The 18,707-nt window shown below is 46.1% G+C and carries 17 protein-coding genes, 1 pseudogene and 1 riboswitch; of the genes and pseudogenes, 14 read left to right on the top strand and 4 right to left on the bottom strand.

The genetic code is table 11. The features are described from left to right. Positions 1-32: 32 nt before the first annotated feature. Positions 33-1,118, bottom strand: coding sequence for a putative NPN-dependent ornithine cyclodeaminase (locus tag DESDE_RS20300; protein WP_014795904.1), 1,086 nt, complete (start codon positions 1,116-1,118; stop codon positions 33-35). Between the two features lie 116 nt (positions 1,119-1,234). Continuing rightward, the gene (gene ybaK, locus DESDE_RS20295) at positions 1,235-1,714 is read right to left on the bottom strand and encodes a Cys-tRNA(Pro) deacylase (protein ID WP_014795903.1); all 480 of its coding nucleotides are present in this window, start codon (positions 1,712-1,714) and stop codon (positions 1,235-1,237) included. A 198-nt stretch (positions 1,715-1,912) separates the two neighbouring features. Between ybaK and DESDE_RS20290 the strand changes: the two genes are divergently transcribed. The 3 genes from DESDE_RS20290 to lysA all read left to right on the top strand — a co-directional run bounded on the left by DESDE_RS20290 (position 1,913) and on the right by lysA (position 4,645). Next, positions 1,913-2,722 (top strand): sulfite exporter TauE/SafE family protein, encoded by an 810-nt coding sequence (locus tag DESDE_RS20290; protein ID WP_014795902.1) that lies wholly within the window; start codon positions 1,913-1,915, stop codon positions 2,720-2,722. A gap of 81 nt (positions 2,723-2,803) precedes the next feature. Further along, positions 2,804-3,016, top strand: coding sequence for a hypothetical protein (locus DESDE_RS20285; RefSeq protein ID WP_014795901.1), 213 nt, complete (start codon positions 2,804-2,806; stop codon positions 3,014-3,016). 78 nt (positions 3,017-3,094) lie between these two features. Beyond that, a riboswitch (Lysine riboswitch) is annotated at positions 3,095-3,269 on the top strand. A gap of 125 nt (positions 3,270-3,394) precedes the next feature. After that, on the top strand, positions 3,395-4,645 hold the full coding sequence (gene lysA, locus DESDE_RS20280; protein WP_014795900.1) for a diaminopimelate decarboxylase: 1,251 nt from the start codon (positions 3,395-3,397) through the stop codon (positions 4,643-4,645). A 113-nt stretch (positions 4,646-4,758) separates the two neighbouring features. On the opposite strand, the gene DESDE_RS20275 is transcribed toward lysA, so the two are convergent. Further along, positions 4,759-5,397 carry a hypothetical protein gene (locus DESDE_RS20275; RefSeq protein WP_014795899.1) on the bottom strand — a complete coding sequence of 213 codons (639 nt, stop codon included), beginning with the start codon at positions 5,395-5,397 and terminating at the stop codon, positions 4,759-4,761. Positions 5,398-5,715: 318 nt separating this feature from the next. Between DESDE_RS20275 and DESDE_RS20270 the strand changes: the two are divergent. Then, a pseudogene (locus tag DESDE_RS20270) lies at positions 5,716-5,967 on the top strand (hypothetical protein); the annotation flags it as partial. A gap of 86 nt (positions 5,968-6,053) precedes the next feature. Here DESDE_RS20270 and gdhA read toward each other — a convergent pair. Beyond that, the gene (gene gdhA, locus DESDE_RS20265; RefSeq protein ID WP_014795897.1) at positions 6,054-7,388 is read right to left on the bottom strand and encodes an NADP-specific glutamate dehydrogenase; all 1,335 of its coding nucleotides are present in this window, start codon (positions 7,386-7,388) and stop codon (positions 6,054-6,056) included. 257 nt (positions 7,389-7,645) lie between these two features. Here gdhA and asnS point away from each other — a divergent pair, with 257 nt between their 5' ends. The 10 genes from asnS (at position 7,646) to pyrG (ending at position 18,602) form a co-directional block, all read left to right on the top strand. After that, positions 7,646-9,037, top strand: coding sequence for an asparagine--tRNA ligase (asnS, locus tag DESDE_RS20260; RefSeq protein ID WP_014795896.1), 1,392 nt, complete (start codon positions 7,646-7,648; stop codon positions 9,035-9,037). 101 nt (positions 9,038-9,138) lie between these two features. Then, positions 9,139-9,426, top strand: a complete 288-nt coding sequence (locus DESDE_RS20255; protein ID WP_014795895.1) for a hypothetical protein — start codon at positions 9,139-9,141, stop codon at positions 9,424-9,426. A 317-nt stretch (positions 9,427-9,743) separates the two neighbouring features. Beyond that, positions 9,744-10,916 carry a pyridoxal-phosphate-dependent aminotransferase family protein gene (locus DESDE_RS20250; protein WP_014795894.1) on the top strand — a complete coding sequence of 391 codons (1,173 nt, stop codon included), beginning with the start codon at positions 9,744-9,746 and terminating at the stop codon, positions 10,914-10,916. A 186-nt stretch (positions 10,917-11,102) separates the two neighbouring features. After that, a complete protein-coding gene (sleB, locus tag DESDE_RS20245; protein WP_014795893.1) occupies positions 11,103-11,789 on the top strand; it encodes a spore cortex-lytic enzyme in 687 nt (228 codons plus the stop codon). Positions 11,790-11,800: 11 nt separating this feature from the next. Next, entirely contained in the window at positions 11,801-13,165 is a 1,365-nt protein-coding gene (locus DESDE_RS20240) for a PepSY1/2 domain-containing protein (protein WP_014795892.1), read from the top strand. 649 nt (positions 13,166-13,814) lie between these two features. Beyond that, complete coding sequence (locus DESDE_RS21410) at positions 13,815-14,060, top strand: hypothetical protein (protein ID WP_014795891.1); 246 nt, start codon at positions 13,815-13,817, stop codon at positions 14,058-14,060. A 34-nt stretch (positions 14,061-14,094) separates the two neighbouring features. Next, positions 14,095-14,526, top strand: a complete 432-nt coding sequence (locus tag DESDE_RS20235; RefSeq protein WP_014795890.1) for a YwiB family protein — start codon at positions 14,095-14,097, stop codon at positions 14,524-14,526. After that, the gene (gene argS / locus DESDE_RS20230; protein WP_014795889.1) at positions 14,523-16,208 is read left to right on the top strand and encodes an arginine--tRNA ligase; all 1,686 of its coding nucleotides are present in this window, start codon (positions 14,523-14,525) and stop codon (positions 16,206-16,208) included. The genes DESDE_RS20235 and argS overlap by 4 nt, the downstream gene beginning before the upstream one ends. A 94-nt stretch (positions 16,209-16,302) precedes the next feature. After that, positions 16,303-16,743 carry a DNA-directed RNA polymerase subunit delta gene (rpoE, locus tag DESDE_RS20225; RefSeq protein WP_014795888.1) on the top strand — a complete coding sequence of 147 codons (441 nt, stop codon included), beginning with the start codon at positions 16,303-16,305 and terminating at the stop codon, positions 16,741-16,743. A gap of 260 nt (positions 16,744-17,003) precedes the next feature. Then, complete coding sequence (pyrG, locus tag DESDE_RS20220; protein WP_014795887.1) at positions 17,004-18,602, top strand: CTP synthase; 1,599 nt, start codon at positions 17,004-17,006, stop codon at positions 18,600-18,602. Positions 18,603-18,707: the final 105 nt, after the last annotated feature.

Raw genomic sequence — 18,707 nt, 5'->3', positions numbered from 1 at the left:
CTCCCCATAGGCCGTTGGCCTTATTGCCTTATTTATATAAGATTATTATTCACATTGACAAGAAAGTCCTGTACATTGGCCACGATGGTGGTTACTTCGAGTGAACCCCGATCTCTTAGCTTATTTAAGGCGAACTCTGCTACATCTACGGCGTAGATGTAGATTGGACGCAGTTGTCCATTCCGCTCAGTATAGGCGGGTGTCATATTTCCGGAAGCGATGGTATGGAGCTGGGTGGCCAGGCAAATGAGGGTGGTTGCCTTTTTGGTTTGTTTGCGCATTTCATCTTGGGCTTCGTAGACATTAGCCCAAACAGTGGGAAGGGGTCCGTCATCACGGATGGATCCTGCCAGAACCAAGGGGATATTCTTTTTTAAAGCAGCATACACTACACCCTCTGTCAGGTTCAGAGTTTTGATAAGCTTTTCCAGTGACCCGGCTTTTCGTGCCATATTGATCACATCCAAATGATTATAATGGCCATTGGGCTGAGACTCTTGGGTATATGTATTTTGACCCAAAGCAGTACCCAGGATACCGGCTTCAAGATCATGGGTGGCCATGGCATTACCGGCCAGAATAGCATGAACATAGCCTTTTTCAATCAAGGCGGCAAGAGCTATCCGGGAGTCGTAATCAAAAACCGTCGCCGGTCCTAACACCCAGACCACGTAGCCTTGATCTTTTTCGTGGCGCAGCACATCATAAAGATGATTATAATCCTTTGAATAAGCAGTCTCCCTGGAACGGCCGGATCGAAAGGCGAAAATATCTTCGTTGCTATCCTTGGAAGCAAAGCCTTCGGCATAGACATAAATGCCTTCACTAGCATCTTCTGTCCGCCCTACCACCACCTTATGGCCTTTCTTAAGATTGCGGAATTCAAGGATTTGGATCGTTCCGTCCTCCATAAGCACAGGGACACCGTCCATACGACTTTGGGAAGCAAGGACCCATTGACCATTGACTTTAAAGTACTCAGGATAAATGGACATACCATGGAAATGGTCGGGTGCGACACCATCCTGAAGGACTTCAACAAGGGTTGCATTGGGAGCGCCTGTAAAAGGCTCACCATCAAAATTAGGTGGGTTGAACTGAGGAAGCCGGAAACTCATAGAATCTCTCCTTTACCCTAATTCAAAGCGACATAAGATTAGTATTTACCTCTTGCCCATCTTCATACAAGGAAAGAGAGAGTTCATAGATTTCGAGGAGAAGATTGATCGGAGTTTTAGGAAGGATTAGCGATAGAGCCAACCTTTCCCTGGGTGATATTAAGCAGATCCTGAGGTAGAATAACGATCTGTAATCCTCGTGTTCCGGCGCTGATGGCAATTTTTCTGTGATGGAGCATATCCTCTTGAAAATAGACAGGGTATCTTTTTTTCGTTCCCAAAGGAGAGACGCCCCCCCGTATATAACCGGTTAAGGGCTGAATTTCTTTGAGAGGAACGACTTCCATTTTTTTATTGCCGCTCGTTTGAGCGAGAGCCTTAAGGTTCAGCTCATAATGGGCGGGGATGCAGGCAATGAGAACGCCTGTTTTATCTCCCCGGGTTACCAGGGTTTTATAGATAAGTTCGGGAGGCATCCCCACCTTTTGGGCGACGGTGGTGGCGGAAAGATCTGATTCATCCACCTCATAGGAGATCAATTCGTAGGATATACCGGCTTGGTCAAGGATTCGGGCGGCGTTGGTTTTTTGAGCCATAAGAATCACCTTTCTCTGGGTTCACCTGAGTATCACAGTGGCGCTTAAAAATTACTTCCTCATCCACTATAGGAAATGCAAGGGATGGCTGTCAAGCTTATAAACTTCTTAACCAGGGAAAGATTCGTGCAAAAAAAGGGAAAAGTTATGAGACCGAGAATAATACTAGATTGAATCTGGATTAAAGAGGGTGTTTGTGTGGAGATGTTATCAGGGGAATTATGGCTTGTCATGAGCGGAATCACTTTCTTTGCTACGTTTATTCAAGTCTTAACGGGTTTTGGATTCGGACTTGTGGCGGTACCCCTTCTCTTATTTGTTTTACCCAGTCAACAAGCTCTTTTGGCGGGAATGATTTTATCCATGATGGGCTCCGCCCTGCAGGGATTTAAAATGCGGCAGTTAGCCCGCTGGGATTTAATCCTCCGACTCTTGCTCTTAAGTATTCCCGGATTGGTTATGGGTGTTGCTTTAAGTGGATATATGAATGAAGTGTATATCAAAGGGGTTGTAGGAATTATTCTCATTGGTTATGTTTTCTATCAGTGGTTACAACTCAAAGGCAGCGCCTCTGAGAAGAAAATCCCTGTAGCCACAGCCCCGGTGGAAGAGGAAGGAAGCATCAATGTATCTTCAAAGGGCTTCACCTTAGTGGCCTTTTCTTCAGGTCTGCTCAATGGCTTAGCGGCCATCCCCGGTCCACCCGTCGTCGCGTTGCTTATTAAGCATCTATCCAAAGACGCCTTCCAAGCTACTACGGTCAACTTTTTCTTTTTCCAATACGCCATGACCACCGCTTCCAAAATTCTTGTATTCCGGGAGAGCTTTACTCTTTCCTTTGGAATAGTGCTTGTCAGCATGATTTTGGCCGTTATTCTTGGCTATGTGGCCGGTCAGCCCCTTAGGAAAAAAATTAATGAAGCTCAATTTAAGAAGCTGGTCTATGGATTGCTTTTGGTCATCGGTCTGACATCCATTGCTGAGCCTCTGAAGGTATTGTTTCTTTAACATGTTTTGGGCGTTTTCGGGTACTCTAAAGACAGAACCAGCAAGCAATTGATTTTGTCAGGATAAAAGGAGGAATCCCGCATGGACGACCGGAAGAATACCGCTAAAGAGATGAAGCGCCAATTATGGGAACCGGCAGGTGTGATCAGTCAGACTCAAGAGTCCGGATCAAATACAATGGATTATGGCGAGAAGCCCAAAGAAAGCACAAAGGGTGGCCAGCTTAACTTAGAGGTGGAGGATGTTTTTCACAATCGGGGGATCATGGAAAATCTGCAGAATGCGAAAGAATAAAGGCAGGGGCAATGTATACGGAAGCAATGTATTGACAAGGGTAACATCTTGTTCCATAATGTATAGATAATTCATAGAGTGAATGATAGAGGCGCAGTGCATTAAGAGTAATTATCCCGAGCGCGTCAGGCTATGACGGATAAGGAAAGGAATCACTGCCGAAGCAAAGGCCAAAGACAAAGGGTCTTAGCTGGTCTTCCATTGAAAAAATGCAAGACTGTCACCGGATTTTCGGTGGAGTGCTATCTCGTGAAGTTTTGGGGCTTAGACTATATTTTCGCCTTAGAGAAACGGTTACGGGGAGACTCGTAGCCTTTTTTTGCACTATCAGACTCTAACAATTTCTATCGATTGATAGTATTAGGAGAGGAGAAGAATATGGCAGCAAAAAAATTACCCTTTAATCAAGAGCAATTGCGGAAAATTATAGCGGACTATGGCACCCCTTTTCATATTTATGATGAGGTAGCCATTCGAAAAAATGCCCAAAGACTTCAGTCGGCATTTGCCTGGGCACCGGAGTTTAAGGAGTATTTTGCCGTCAAAGCTCTCCCCAATCCCCATATTCTGAAGATCCTTCGGGAAGAAGGCTTTGGAGCAGATTGCAGCTCTTTGGCTGAGCTGATTTTGGCAGAAAAGGCGGGAATCACAGAGGAGAACATTATACTGACCTCCAACAATACCCCTGCAGACGAATTTCAAAAAGCTAAGGATTTATGGGCGATCATCAATTTAGACGATATTACCCATATTGATTATCTGGAAAAGCATGCCGGCCTGCCGGAGGTGATCTCCTTCCGTTATAATCCCGGTTTCCTGCGGGAGGGAAATGCCATTATCGGCAGCCCTGAAGAATCCAAATATGGCTTAACTAAGGAACAATTATTCCAGGCTTACGAGATCGTTCGTGATAAAGGAGTGAAACGTTTCGGGCTTCATACTATGATTATCTCCAATGAGCTGAACCCTGATTTCTTCATTGAGACAGCAGAGATGATGTTTGATCTGGCCATAGAGCTGAAAGAAAGGCTGGGAATCCGCCTGGAATTTGTGAATTTTGGCGGAGGAATCGGCATCCCCTACCGTCCGGAACAAGAGCCGGTCAATCTGGAGACTATCGGTGAAGGAGTCCGTAAAGTTTACGAAGAGAAGATCGTTCCCAACGGCTTGGATCCTTTGCGCATTTGCTTGGAATGCGGGCGCATGGTAACGGGACCTTTTGGCTATTTGGTGACCCAGGTTATTCATCGTAAGGATATTTATAAACACTATATCGGTGTCGACGCCAGCATGGCGGATCTGATGCGTCCGGGAATATACGGCGCATACCACCATATAACCGTCATGGGTAAGGAAGACCTGCCTAAGGACCATATTTATGATGTGACCGGAAGCTTATGTGAGAATAACGATAAATTTGCCGTGGACCGGGAACTGCCCCGGATCGATATCGGGGATATCCTGGTGATTCATGATACCGGTGCTCACGGACATGCCATGGGCTTCAACTACAATGGCAAGCTGCGTCATGCTGAGTTATTGCTGCAAGGGGACGGCAGTGTGAAGCTGATCCGCCGGGCGGAAATCCTAGAGGATTATTTCGCCACCTTGGATTTCAGTGAACTATAGTTCTTAAGAGAGAAGGCAGGTCCTTCTCTCGTTTAAAAATACTAAAGACCGAGGCTGCATGTGCCCCGGTCTTTTTAACATATGAGAAGGTATAAGTGCGGAGCAAAGAGATCCTACTCCGCTTTTTGGATAGACAAATACTGAGAACCTTCCTCGGTAAAACGAATAGTATACACTTTAGTATAGAAAACCTCTGTATAATCGAAATCGTAATAATCTACGGTCAGCTTCAGGGTATCGTCACTCAGCTGTTCTTTGGAAACTAATTTCGGGAAACGGCCTCCACCAAATCCCCCCAGACCGCCGATGACAATCTCCTTGGTCTGCGGCTGGTAACCGTCGATTTGAGCGGGGTCGAAATGGTAGCCGTCAAAATAGCGGTTTAATACGTTTTCGATGTCGGCTATCGGCACATGGTATTTGTCATCGGTTTTATTATGCCATTGTTCCTGAATGTTCTCCGAACCTTCTGACGGACTGGTTATGTAGCAAAAAAATATGTACAGGGTTTCCGTCGGAATATCTTTGGCCTGAGTGAACAGCAAATTATCGGCTAGGGCGAGGTCGATGCCGCTGCAGTATTCGTAAACCAGTTCTTCATCGGATAGTTTTAAAGCCTGTGCTAAGGGTTGGGCCATGGCCGGAGCGCTGGGGATATTGGCCTCGGATACGGGTAGATCTTCTTTGGCGCATCCTGACAAGAGACTGGCTGTAACCAGCATGATTAAGAAAAGATAGCTCACTTTTCTCATTCTTTTATCCCTCCAAAAGTTTAATGGGGTGAGGTCATCATTATGCCTATCCACTCAGTAGACGAAGTTGAGGGCATGCTGTTTATATCCATTATATTCCGATTGGTCAACAAATAGCAAAGAATAGAGCAGGTCATAAGCCCATTTGTATCTGTCGGAAGGGTTCCTCCCTTTAAATTGCGAAATCCCCATAGGCTTCACTCTCCCTTGCCCGTCGGCATAGTGTGTCATGAGACACTATGACGAAAGGGCGGGCATTAGAGTGAATGATTGTGTGACCGAACGGACGCCGCCGCTTCCCCAACAAACACTACTCCCTTACCGACCCACAACCTCCCAACGGAAATTGATCCCAACGCCGCTGCCAAGTATGTGGAACGCTGCGATACCTGCTGCAAAACCATCAGCGCGACCTTTTTCGAGCTGACAACAGCCCTTACCAATTTGACTCATCTTGATGGGAAGCTAAAAGAGGAAAAAAGAAAAGAGGCCCAGAAGCTGCTTGAAACCATAGCTGAGACGATTAAGGAGTGGCCCCCTGCCAAAAAGCCCCTTAAAGTGATTCGTTGATTGCCGGCGGAAGGAAACACCCCCAGACGGGACAGTGTTTTTACCTCACTGTCCTATCTGGGGGTAGCATATCAATCCGTGAACGATTAAACCGTTCCCTGAGCCTTCATAGCTTCGGCTACCTTAAGGAAGCCGGCGATATTAGCCCCTGCCACCAAATTCCCTTCGAAACCAAATTCTTTAGCGGCTTTGCTGGCATTGTGGTAGATATTGACCATAATTGTTTTGAGCTTGGCATCCACTTCATCAAAGGTCCATGAATAGCGCATACTGTTTTGGGACATCTCCAGGGCGGATACAGCTACACCTCCGGCGTTGGCTGCTTTTCCCGGTCCGTAGATGATTTTGTTCTGGAGGAACACATCCACAGCTTCCGGAGTAGAAGGCATATTGGCTCCTTCGCCCACAGCATAGCATCCGTTTTGAACGAGAGCCTTGGCCGCTTCCCCGTCCAATTCGTTTTGAGTAGCACAGGGGAGAGCGATATCACAGGGAATCGTCCAGATGCCTGCACAGCCTTCATGGTATTCGGCAGTGGGATGAGTCATGACATAGTCTTTAAGACGTTTCCGTTCAACTTCTTTGAGCTGACGAACCGTATCCAGCTTAATACCCTCTTTATCATAAATATAGCCGCTGGAATCGCTCATGGCCACGACTTTAGCCCCCAATTGGGTTGCTTTTTGGGTAGCGTAGATGGCGACATTGCCCGAGCCGGAAATGATGACCGTCGCTCCGGCAAAGGATTTATCAATAGCTTTAAGAGCCTCGTCGATAAAATAGACCAATCCATATCCCGTTGCTTCGGTACGTGCTAAGCTGCCACCATAGGTCAGGCCTTTTCCGGTAAAAACGCTTTCATATTTGTTGGTAATCCGCTTATATTGACCGAACATATAGCCCACTTCCCGTGCGCCAACACCGATATCCCCCGCCGGGACGTCTGTATCGGCACCAAGGTAGCGATATAGTTCTGTAATGAAGCTTTGACAGTACCTCATGATTTCCCCTTCGGATTTTCCTTTAGGATCAAAATCACTGCCCCCTTTACCACCGCCAATCGGCAAGCCTGTCAGGGAGTTTTTAAAGATCTGCTCAAAACCTAGGAACTTTATGATACCCAAATACACTGAAGGATGGAAACGTATCCCCCCTTTATAAGGTCCAATAGCGCTGTTGTATTCCACGCGGAAACCACGATTCACTTGAACCTTGCCTTGATCGTCAACCCAGGGAACCCGGAATAGGATCTGCCGCTCAGGCTCGACGATTCGCTCGAGAATTCCTGCTTCCTTAAGATCGGGACGTTTGTCCAGAACGGGTTGGAGAGATTCCAATACCTCCCTCAATGCTTGGTGAAACTCAGTTTCACCGGGATTGCGCTTAATCGCTTGCTCCAGAACTTCTTGAACGTACGTCATGTCCAATTTTCCCCCTAAACGCCTTTGTTTAAGTTTTTCAGCTTCTGTCATGGTTAATGTAACAGAAGTAACGTTGAAATATTCTCTGTTATAGGTCAAATACCTTTTTGTTTTGTGAGTGTGTATTGTATTCATGAGGATAGAGGATTATTTAACAAAAATGTAGAATTAAATTGGGTATGAGGAAGACTATACTGGTCAAAGACAGATGAAAACTACAAGCAACAAGCTAGAATATGAAGGGAGATTGTCCAGTAATGGAAAACACCTTGATCAAGTCGATTTATCGTGATACTCAGGCATACCTTAATCAAGAGATTCAGATTTCCGGATGGGTTCGTACACTGAGAGTGTCTAAAGCCTTCGGTTTTATCGAAATCAACGATGGCACCTTTTTTAAGAGCATTCAGGTGGTTTTTGAAGAAAGTTTAAGCAACTTCGAAGAGATTTCCAAGGTTGCCACAGGAAGCTCATTAATCATAAAAGGCCTGCTGGTAGAGTCTCCCGGAGCAAAACAACCCTTTGAGTTAAAGGCTCAGTCCATCGTGATAGAGGGATCCTGCAGCATGGATTATCCTCTGCAGAAAAAACGTCACTCCTTTGAATATCTGCGGACCATCGCTCACCTTAGACCCCGGACCAACACCTTTTCTGCCGTGTTCCGTGTTCGCTCCCTGGTGGCCTATGCCATTCATAAGTTCTTCCAGGATAAAGGCTTTGTCTATGTTCATACCCCTATTATTACCGGAAGTGATGCTGAAGGAGCCGGGGAGATGTTTCAAGTCACCACCTTGGATTTGGATGCTCTGCCCAGGACTGAAGAAGGACAGATTGACTTTGCCAAGGATTTCTTTGGCAAAGAAACCAACCTGACGGTAAGCGGCCAGCTCAATGCAGAAACGTATTGCATGGCTTTCCGCAATGTCTATACCTTTGGTCCCACCTTCCGCGCTGAGAATTCCAATACAGCCCGCCATGCTGCAGAATTCTGGATGATTGAACCGGAGATTGCTTTTGCAGATTTACAAGATGATATGGAACTTGCCGAAGAAATGATGAAATACTTGATCACCTATGTCTTGGAACATGCTCCGGAAGAAATGGCCTTCTTCAATGAATTCGTGGATAAAACTTTATTTAGCCGCTTAGAGAATATCGTCAATTCAGACTTTGGCCGAATTACCTATACGGAAGCCATTGAAATTCTTCAAAAAGAAAAGGATCGCTTTGAATTTCCTGTGGAATGGGGAACGGATCTCCAGACTGAGCACGAGCGCTTCCTGACGGAACAGATCTTTAAGAAGCCTGTGTTTGTTATCGATTATCCCAAGGATATCAAAGCTTTCTACATGCGTTTAAATGATGACGAAAAAACTGTGGCGGCTATGGATCTTCTCGTTCCTGGAGTGGGGGAAATCATCGGTGGAAGTCAGCGGGAAGAACGTTTAGATTATTTGGAGAAGAGAATGGATGAGATGGGGCTGCATAAGGAGGATTACGGCTGGTATTTGGATCTCCGTAAATACGGAGGCACTCGTCATGCAGGCTACGGATTAGGCTTTGAGCGGGTGATTATGTATTTAACCGGAATATCCAATATTCGCGATGTAGTAGCTTTCCCGCGCACCGTTAAAAATGCGGACTTTTAATATTGCTGAAATATATTGAATGTTTAGGGGAAATCAGTTAAATTATATTATAAAGTAGAATTTGCTCTAACGATTAAAAAGCGCAACTGAAGTAGGAGGGAATGGGCTTGAAGCTCTTAGTAACAACCGCTGCCAAGAAATTTATCCTGGACAACGGAATGACGGCTATAGCTAAAAATGTGGGATGGCCAACTGTAGAGCTAGGTGAACCTAAAGAAGAGGAACTAGGTGAATATCAGGCGATTGACCTGGGGGAAGATATTAAGCTCTATACCCATATTAGTATATTAAGCCTGGACGATTTTAATCATTTTCGAATTGACTATGGTTGGAAACTGACCGGTAAAGGATTAACGATTAAAAGTCGTTGGTTCAAAGATAAAAAGTAGTTGGATTAAAAGTTAAAGATGTTCAATACTTCGTGGCGCTTATTGGTTTAACCTATAAGCGCTTTATCTATCTCAATAAGTTATATCTCTCGATAAGCGGAATAAGATAGTCAGTAAATAAAAACCTAAATTCCCCTAAATTGCATCTCAATTCGGGAAATAGCATTATTTTTCACCATGTATACAATGTTTTTAATGGAAGAGGCAGGAAAAATAAATCTGCTATAGAACACTTATTGATTCCTGTAAATATCATAAGATGATAATTTTCTATGGATTAGGAATAATACAGACGTAAATAAAAGGAGGATGACCCCATGCCTAATCAAGAAATGCTTCTCATACCTGGACCTACACCGGTTGTGGATGAAATATATGAAGCATTAGCTCAGGAGACCCATTCCCACACGGACCCCAGACTGGTTAAGAAATTCAAGAACAGCCTGGATATGACCAAGCGTATGTTCAATACCGATGGCGAAGTCTTTGTCGTCGCCGGTTCAGGAACTTTATCCATGGAGATGGCCATCGTCAACACAGTGGCACCTGGAGAAAAGATTTTGGTTATTAGTCATGGCTATTTTGGCGACCGTTTTATCCCTTTGGCCCAAACCCATGGTATTCAGGTTGAAGTGCTCCAGTCCGAGTGGGGCAAACATGTTGAAATCTCTGCTGTTGAGGAAAAGCTTGCCGAAGGAGGCTTCAAAGCTGTAACGGTGACCCATGCGGATACCTCCACCGGGGTAATGTCCAATCTGGAAGAGCTGGTTCCGGCAGTGAAGAAATACGGTCCTCTCTTTATCCTGGATGGAGTCTGTGCAACAGCCGCTATTGAAGAAGATATGCAAAAAGAATACGGACATCCCGACTACAGAATCGACCTCGTTCTCACCGGCTCCCAAAAAGCTATTGGAGTTCCTCCGGGCTTAGCCATCGTTGCTTTTGGACCGAAAGCTTTAAAGGCAAGAGAAGCCATGGATAAGGTAGCCGCGTACTATATGGATATCCTGCGCTGGCTGCCTACTATGCAGGATCCTGGTAAGTATTACGCCACCCATCCCGTCAATATGATTTATGCCTATGAAAAAGGAATGGAAATCGTCATGGCCGAAGGCCTGGAAGCTCGCTATAAGCGCCATGCTGCTTTAGGGAAGGCCGTTAGGGCGGGGCTCGCTCAGTACGGTATGAAGGCCTTGGCTTCTGAAGAGATCGCTGCCCCCACTCTGAGCTGCATCCTTTATCCGGAAGGAGTAAATGATGCCGAGTTCCGCTCCAAGCTGGCGGAAAAAGGTATGATCATCGCCGGTTCTCTGGCTAATCTAGCAGGGAAGGCTTTCCGTATCGGTCATATGGGTAATGCTACTGAAGAAATGTTTATTAGGGCTATGGAGCTTGTGGGCGAGACCCTTAACGAGATGGGCTTCAAGGCTGACGTGGCCAAGGCTGTGGAAACGTTTAAAGCCGTTTATCATGAAGGGTTAGGGAAGTAGTCAGGCTGCTCTCTGAACCGGTAAAAATACAATTTGGATAATTCGTTTGATCTACGCTAAGACAGTTCTCAAAGGACTGTCTTTTTACTTATTTGCCTGGCTATAAAAATTCCTTGGATTTCTGGATAATAATTCATTTCCTCAGCCACACTAAGAAAGATTAAATCTAGGTGTGAGGTGAGTATGATGATCACAAAAAAGAGAGTGTGGGTAGGGGTAATGGCTTTAGGCATTGCTCTAATACTTGCCAGTGGTGCTTATGGAGCTTTAGGTGATCGAACCCTAAGCCAAGGTTCAAGAGGCCCGGAGGTCACTGAACTCCAGAAAAAGCTTGTCTCTTTGGGCTATGTGGTCGGAAAGGTTGATGGCATTTACGGCTCGAAGACCAAGGCTGCCGTGACCCGTTTTCAGAAGGAGCGGGGCTTAAAGGTGGATGGAATAGCCGGAGCTCAGACCATTAAAGAGCTCAAGCTTATGACTGGGGGCAGCACCAATGCCTCAGGAAAATCTGTCGGACCGAAAAATGTGGATGTTAACCTATTAGCACGTTGTGTCAGTGCCGAGGCCCGGGGAGAACCCTATGTAGGACAGGTAGCTGTAGCTGCTGTGCTTCTCAATCGCATAGCGGATCCGGCCTTTCCTAATACCCTAGCAGACATAATCTATCAGCCTCTCGCTTTTTCCAGTGTGGCGGATGGGCAGATCAATATGGCCCCTACAGCTTCGGCACTTAAAGCAGCCCGAGAAGCGGTAACGGGAGTGGACCCTACAGGGGGAGCCATTTATTTTTTCAACCCGGCCAAGACCAAAAATAAATTCATCTGGTCCAGGCCGCAAATTATGCAAATCGGCAATCATATTTTCACTCGTTAGGAGGGGATTGCATGAGCAGAAACTTTTGGATTGGGATTTTAGGAACCGCTTTAATCCTCTCCCTGGCTTGGGGATTTACTGAGTATCGTCAGGCGGAACAACTGGAAAAAGTCAGCACAAACCAATATCAACGTTCCTTACGGGATTTTGCCAGCCATCTGGACCAATTGGAGACAGATTTGGCTAAAGGTCGTGTAGCTTCTACTTCCAGCCAAAAAGTACTTTATTTAAGCCAGGCAGGAAGCATCAGTGAATCTGCGGTTAAAGATTTGGCACAGCTTCCGGCCGAAGAAAATGGTCTAAGTTATATTAGTGAGTTTTTAAATCGTACAGGAGATCTCACAAGAAGTCTAGCGTATCAAATCTCAGTGGGTCATACACCCACTACAGAAGATGATAAAAATCTCACTGATGTTCACGCACGTCTTTTGTCCGTTAATGAAAAGGTACAGAATCTGGTCCAAAGAGTGGATACCGAGGGGCTGGCGTGGCTGGATAATCGGACTCTGTGGAATCGTATGGTTGGCCTTCTGAAGACAGGAACAGCGGAAGCCGCGGCGGAATCGGCAGATGGCCCTTCCAGTTCAGTGCGCTCCGGACTGGACCAATTGAATGCCAGTCTGCAAAAGCTCCCACCTTTCTCCTATGTGGGAGAATACGAATCCCGTTCTGTAAAGGAACCCCTCGGTCTGCCCCGTGATGAGGTGGATAAAGAGACTGCCATGAAGGCAGCCAAGGATTTCCTGAGCAAGGTAGGATATCCAGGAAGCAATCCGGAGTTTTCCGGCGTCAGTCAGGGCGCTTTAGGAGTTTACATCTTTAAGCAGGGAGATATCTTCCTGACTGTCAGCAAACGGGGCGGCAAAGTGTTGATTTATCGTGATCAGCGGGAGTTTAACGAGCGAACCATGAGTGCTGAGCAAGCTAAGGAAAAGGTAGCCCAGACCCTTAAGTCCTTAGAATGGAATCTGGTTTTGACCTCCACTGAGGATTTTGGTGGATATCTGCAGCTGGAGTACGTCCGGGATGAAAGCGGTACACGTTATTACCCTGATAAACTCCGAGTCACGGTGGCTTTAGATAATGGACAGATTATCGGTTACGATTCGACTCCTTACTATGCCTATCACCAAAAACGCAATTTCACCAAAAAGCTGACTCTTGAGCAAGCAAGAACCAAGCTCAGACAGGGCTTCCAAATCAAAGAGACCCGGACGGCTGTGATTCCGGTCAAGGGCAACCGGGAGGTTATGGCTTACGAATTCCGTGGACTCTATCAGGATGAGGAATACCTTGTTTACATCAATGCGGAGACTGGAATTGAGGAGAAGATCCAGCGTATCATCAAAACTCCCCGAGGGGAATATCTGCAATAAGTAGGAAGAAGTAACCCTTAAATAGGGTATACTAAAGAGCAAGGTGGTAATGTATGAAGCATTGCCATCTTGCTTTTCTGTATGGTTTTGTCAGGATAGAGCTTCATGTTGGCTTCGTGCTGCATAGGCGGCACGAAAAATAGTGTCCGGGTCGTGTAGCTTTACGCACAACGCTCACTCCATAGCTCCGGGGCTGGTTCACTCGCTTTCTTAACAGCCGGGCCAAACCCCGCTACTTTCTGCATGTAAACCAGTGGCCCGTCTAAGTTAAGAAAGCCTCGTTCACCTGGCCGCCCCTCCGCTAAATCCGTTCGCTTTTGTGCGTAAAGCTACACTTGCAGGTCTTTTTTAGTTTTTTCTTGGGGGCCTGAGATTGTTTGTAAGCGAGGGCCTTTTGTGAACCGTTTATGGGGCCGTCTTTAGAGTTGTTCTTTTCTTCGGAGCCCTTCCAGGAGTAGCCGACCATGCCGCTCAAGCGGCGTCGGTAAAGACGGAAAAAGCGGCTCGGATCAGGCGACTTGCACTGCATTTCCCACAACGCCCCGCTCGCTCAAACCCGAAAAGCAGCCCAAGGATTTTGCTTTACAAAAGTGAGCGAATTTAAGCGAGCGGAAACAAAACTTCGCGAAAAGCGCGCAGCGGAGTCGGGTTGGAAACAGGACGTTTCCAACCGGCCATTGAGCAGGAGCGATTTGGCCGGGTACCCGACGGAGCGGAGGGCTTGAGCGTTAGTTTTGTCCGCGCAGCTTATGGAGCTACCGGTGTAAAGCAAAATCCTGGAGATCGATTTCCAGAGACTTCACCCATAGACAACCCGCTCACAGCTCCTCTCCGGAACAGAAGCGCGCGTTTCTTTTCACTTTCCCTCACACAGAACGGAAAGGTTGATATATAATAGTACCTGCAGACAAGAGAGAAAGGAGACTCCCGTGGTCAAAGAAATGTTAATTCAGGTCGTAAGTACCCAAAGCTATGAAGAAGGGTCCGAGGAACGCATAGAGTTCTCCACAGTGGGAAACTTACATAAACGCCAGGGCAGCTATTATATTATTTACCGTGATTCGGAAACCGCCGGGGGAGCTGGGGTAACCACCAGTCTGAAGGTGGAACCTGCTAAGGTAACCCTAAATCGTATGGGGGCCATAGATCAAAAACAGGTTTTCGAACGGGGAATTCTCCACGGTTCAGCCTATGCTACGCCTCAAGGGTCATTGTTTCTTCAGGTTTTTACTGAGGATATGAAGATTGACTTGACAGAGCAGGGTGGAAATATTACTCTAAAATATAATCTTTTTATTGACGATCAATGGGTCAGTCATAATTCTCTGTGGATTAATATAAAGGAGGACGCTCCTCGATGAGTTTGTACATTAATATTAAAGACATGATTTATGCCAATCTGGCAAAGGCTGCGGCGGAGGCCCAAAAAACAGGTGAGCTTACCTTTGAAAGTTTACCCAATTATGTATTGGAAGAGCCCCGGGAAAAGCAGCATGGGGATTGGGCAACCAACCTGGCCATGGTCCTAACCAAGCAAGCTCGCAAAGCCCCCAGGGATATTGCCACTATCCTGATTAAGTATTTGGATACTGAAGGAACGTTTATTACCTCCAGTGAAATTGCCGGCCCCGGATTCATTAATTTTCGTTTGGATCCCAACTGGCTCACAGGGGTCATTCCGGAAGTTTTAAATCTTGAGGCAGATTACGGAAAAGTAAACCTGGGTCAGGGAAAGAAGGTCCAGGTGGAGTTTGTCAGTGCCAATCCCACAGGATTGCTCCATATGGGCAATGCCCGGGGCGCGGCTTTAGGGGATAGCTTAGCCTCCTTGCTGGCCATGGCAGGCTACGAAGTCAGCCGGGAATTCTACATCAATGATGCAGGAAACCAAATCCATAATTTTGCCCTCTCCCTGGAAGCCCGTTATCTTCAGCTCATGGGTCAGGATGTTCCTTTCCCCGAGGGAGGATATCATGGTGGAGACCTTATCGACACCGTTAAAGGGTTGATAGAAAAGGTAGGGAATAAATACCTCAATGTGGAGGAGGATCTACGCCGGGAGTTTCTCGTCCGTTATGCCTTGGAAGAGAAGCTGACCAGTATCCGTGAGACCCTTACCGATATGGGTGTCCACTATGATTGTTGGTTTAGTGAGCAATCCTTGCATGACTCCGGATTTGTTAAGGACACCATGGAAAAACTGGAGCAGCAGGGATATATCTATGAAAAAGAAGGGGCTCAATGGCTGAAATCCACCTTATTCGGGGATGAAAAGGACGAAGTTGTGGTACGCGGTAATGGGACGCCCACTTATTTTGCAGCGGACATTGCCTACCATCGGAACAAATTTGACCGGGGATTTGACCGGGTCATTAATATTTGGGGTGCTGATCACCATGGTCATGTAGCTCGCATGAAAGGGGCTATGTCCGCCTTGGGATACGATCCCGAGAATCTCCAAATCATTTTGATGCAGCTGGTTCGCCTCATTCAAAATGGCGAAGTGGTCCGCATGTCCAAGCGTTCCGGACAGTATATTACCTTAAGAGAATTGATGGATGAAGTAGGCAAGGACGCCGCTCGCTTCTTCTTTATCATGCGTGATCCTGATTCCACGGTAGAATTCGATTTGGATTTGGCTAAAGCGGAGTCTTCAGATAATCCCGTGTACTATGTCCAATATGCTCATGCACGGCTGTGCAGCATTCTGCGCCAAGCTGCCGAGCAGGGCTACAACACGGCTGGAATACCTCAAGAAGGGGACCTGAAGAGACTCCAGAGCAACGAGGAGCGGGAGCTTCTGAAGAAAATCGCCGAATTGCCTAATGAGATTGAAGTAGCTGCACGTTTAACAGAGCCTCATCGCTTGGCACGCTATGTATTGGATTTGGCAGGGCTCTTCCACTCCTTCTATAACAGCCAAAGAGTTTTGGTAGATGAGGAAGGATTACGGGAAGCACGTTTAGGCCTGGTTCGTTCCACCAAGCAGGTTCTGGCTAATGTTTTGGGCATCCTCGGTGTTACTGCTCCGGAGAGAATGTAGTAAGAAATTAATGTAAGTTTTAAGTGTTACAGAATACTAGCAGGAAATAATTAGGGGTGAGTCGAATATACTGTCTAAATATTCGGAGATGAACATGAAGGGCGGTGTAATATTGACCCATTCCTTAACACAGAAAGTAAAGCTCTCTGATGAAGATATGGCTTATGAGATTCTTGCATCCCAAGGACGTGCTATGCATTACCAGGATTTAATCATGGAAGTGCTCACACGGCAAGAACGTGCGCAAGATCCGGCTGCTATCTCGGGCGTATTGACTCACATCAATTTAGATGCCCGTTTTGCCTATGCAGGCAACGGAGAGTGGGGACTTAAAGTTTGGGTCCCCAGCAAAAGTTCGCGGAAAATACCAACCATCACCTTATTGAATAAAGGATTAGCCTATGATGATAGTAATGAAGAACTCGAATTAGATTTAGAGGGCAAGGATATTCTTTTTGATGACGGGGAAGATGGTGGGGATGAATCGGATTCGGAGCTTGAAGAGGGTTCCTTTAACAACGAAGAATCCTGGTAGGTTTGATGAATTTGAGCTTGATGAAGAATCTTGGCGAAAGAAAATAAACTAAGAGGTATTCTCTTGAATCGCCTTGACAGCCAATCGAAATCTGGCTAGAATAAGTATAAATGGTGAAAATAAAGCTAGTGCGTCTTGCGGACTAGCTTTTTTTATGTGCATGCGTTCGGCTTTTCAATGATTAATTATCATTTTACTGCTGTGCGGAAATCCTAAATACAAAGAGACGTTAGAAATTGGTCGAGAAAGGATAGGGAAAGATGACGAAGTTTATTTTTGTCACAGGTGGTGTAGTATCCTCCTTGGGAAAGGGGATCACGGCATCCGCTCTGGGGTGCTTGCTCAAAAATAGGGGATTAAGTGTGGCCATACAAAAATTTGATCCTTATATTAACATTGACCCAGGGACTATGAGTCCTTACCAACATGGTGAAGTTTTTGTTACCGATGATGGAGCGGAGACGGATTTAGATCTTGGGCATTATGAGCGTTTTATTGATGTACCTGTGTCTAAAAATAGCAATGTAACCACAGGAAAAATCTATTGGTCCGTCCTCAACAAAGAAAGACGAGGAGATTACTTAGGCGGAACAGTACAGGTCATTCCCCATATTACTAACGAAATTAAGGAACGCATTTACCGAGTAGCTCGGGAAAACCACCCGGATATTGTGATTACGGAAATCGGTGGTACCGTTGGAGATATTGAATCCCTGCCCTATTTAGAAGCTATTCGTCAAATGCGCAGTGATATCGGCAGAGACAATGTCCTTTATCTTCATGTGACCCTCATTCCCTATCTGAATGCCTCAGGTGAGCTCAAGACAAAACCCACTCAGCATTCCGTTAAAGAGCTTCGGGGAATCGGCATTCAGCCCAATATTCTGGTTTGCCGCACAGAACATGCTATTTCCAACGATATGAAAGAAAAACTAGCCCTCTTCTGTGATATCGATCGTGAAGCCATTATCCAAATGGTGGATGCTAAGAGTATTTATGAAGTTCCTTTAAATATCTTAGAAGAAGGCATGGATGATATCGTTCTTAAGATTCTGGGTATTGAAGCACCTCCTGCTGATATGACAGAGTGGAGTGCTATGGTTGATCGCATTAATAATCCTCTGAGTGAAACGGAAATTGCCATTGTCGGAAAATATGTGGAGCTTCCCGATGCCTATTTGAGTGTAGCCGAAGCCTTGCGTCATGCCGGAATTGAACATCTGGCGAAAGTTAAAATACGCTGGGTCAACTCGGAAGAGATTGAAGGGTCTTCGGCCGAGGCGCTGCTCAGGGGCGTATCCGGAGTTCTTGTACCCGGCGGATTCGGCAACCGGGGAATTGAAGGTAAGATTGAAGCGATTCGCTATGCGCGGGAAAATAAAATACCCTTCTTAGGAATTTGCTTAGGCATGCAGACTGCAGTCATTGAATTTGCGCGGAATGTATGCGGCATGAAAAATGCCAACAGCTCTGAATTTGATATAGACACACCTTACCCTGTCATTGATATCCTGCCTGAACAGAAAGAGATCGAAGACAAGGGAGGAACCATGCGCTTGGGAATATCTCCTGTCAAGCTTATCGAGGGCACTAAGGTCAGCTCCATTTATCAGGATGAAGTGATCTATGAGCGCCATCGCCATCGCTATGAAGTAAATAATCAATTCCGCGCGGAATTAGAAAAGGGCGGTCTGAAATTCTCAGGAACTTCCCCTGATGGACGCCTTGTAGAGATCACAGAGTATCCTGATCATCCATGGTTTGTGGCTTCTCAGTTCCATCCGGAATTCAAATCCCGTCCTTATCGTCCACATCCCCTCTTTAGAGAGTTTGTCCAAGCCACATTAACCAATAGATGATTTAAAGGCGATTCCATGGCTCCTAGGGGCCATGGAATAGTTTTAGGTAAAAGTCGTTTGGGCTTGCCTATTTGTGGCAAAAATTAACATAAGAAGTATGATATA

This window comes from Desulfitobacterium dehalogenans ATCC 51507, assembly GCF_000243155.2.
Taxonomy (GTDB): Bacteria; Bacillota; Desulfitobacteriia; order Desulfitobacteriales; family Desulfitobacteriaceae; genus Desulfitobacterium; species Desulfitobacterium dehalogenans.
This window is presented reverse-complemented; position numbering and strand designations above follow the sequence as displayed.

What these genes read in the sequence shown, in the direction of transcription:
- DESDE_RS20300 (WP_014795904.1), bottom strand. Translation starts at nt 1,118, where the DNA reads ATGAGTTTCCGGCTTCCTCAGTTCAACCCACCTAATTTTGATGGTGAG.
- ybaK (WP_014795903.1), bottom strand. Translation starts at nt 1,714, where the DNA reads ATGGCTCAAAAAACCAACGCCGCCCGAATCCTTGACCAAGCCGGTATA.
- DESDE_RS20285 (WP_014795901.1), top strand. Translation starts at nt 2,804, where the DNA reads ATGGACGACCGGAAGAATACCGCTAAAGAGATGAAGCGCCAATTATGG.
- lysA (WP_014795900.1), top strand. Translation starts at nt 3,395, where the DNA reads ATGGCAGCAAAAAAATTACCCTTTAATCAAGAGCAATTGCGGAAAATT.
- DESDE_RS20275 (WP_014795899.1), bottom strand. Translation starts at nt 5,397, where the DNA reads ATGAGAAAAGTGAGCTATCTTTTCTTAATCATGCTGGTTACAGCCAGT.
- gdhA (WP_014795897.1), bottom strand. Translation starts at nt 7,388, where the DNA reads ATGACGTACGTTCAAGAAGTTCTGGAGCAAGCGATTAAGCGCAATCCC.
- asnS (WP_014795896.1), top strand. Translation starts at nt 7,646, where the DNA reads ATGGAAAACACCTTGATCAAGTCGATTTATCGTGATACTCAGGCATAC.
- DESDE_RS20255 (WP_014795895.1), top strand. Translation starts at nt 9,139, where the DNA reads ATGGGCTTGAAGCTCTTAGTAACAACCGCTGCCAAGAAATTTATCCTG.
- DESDE_RS20250 (WP_014795894.1), top strand. Translation starts at nt 9,744, where the DNA reads ATGCCTAATCAAGAAATGCTTCTCATACCTGGACCTACACCGGTTGTG.
- sleB (WP_014795893.1), top strand. Translation starts at nt 11,103, where the DNA reads ATGATCACAAAAAAGAGAGTGTGGGTAGGGGTAATGGCTTTAGGCATT.
- DESDE_RS20240 (WP_014795892.1), top strand. Translation starts at nt 11,801, where the DNA reads ATGAGCAGAAACTTTTGGATTGGGATTTTAGGAACCGCTTTAATCCTC.
- argS (WP_014795889.1), top strand. Translation starts at nt 14,523, where the DNA reads ATGAGTTTGTACATTAATATTAAAGACATGATTTATGCCAATCTGGCA.
- rpoE (WP_014795888.1), top strand. Translation starts at nt 16,303, where the DNA reads ATGAAGGGCGGTGTAATATTGACCCATTCCTTAACACAGAAAGTAAAG.
- pyrG (WP_014795887.1), top strand. Translation starts at nt 17,004, where the DNA reads ATGACGAAGTTTATTTTTGTCACAGGTGGTGTAGTATCCTCCTTGGGA.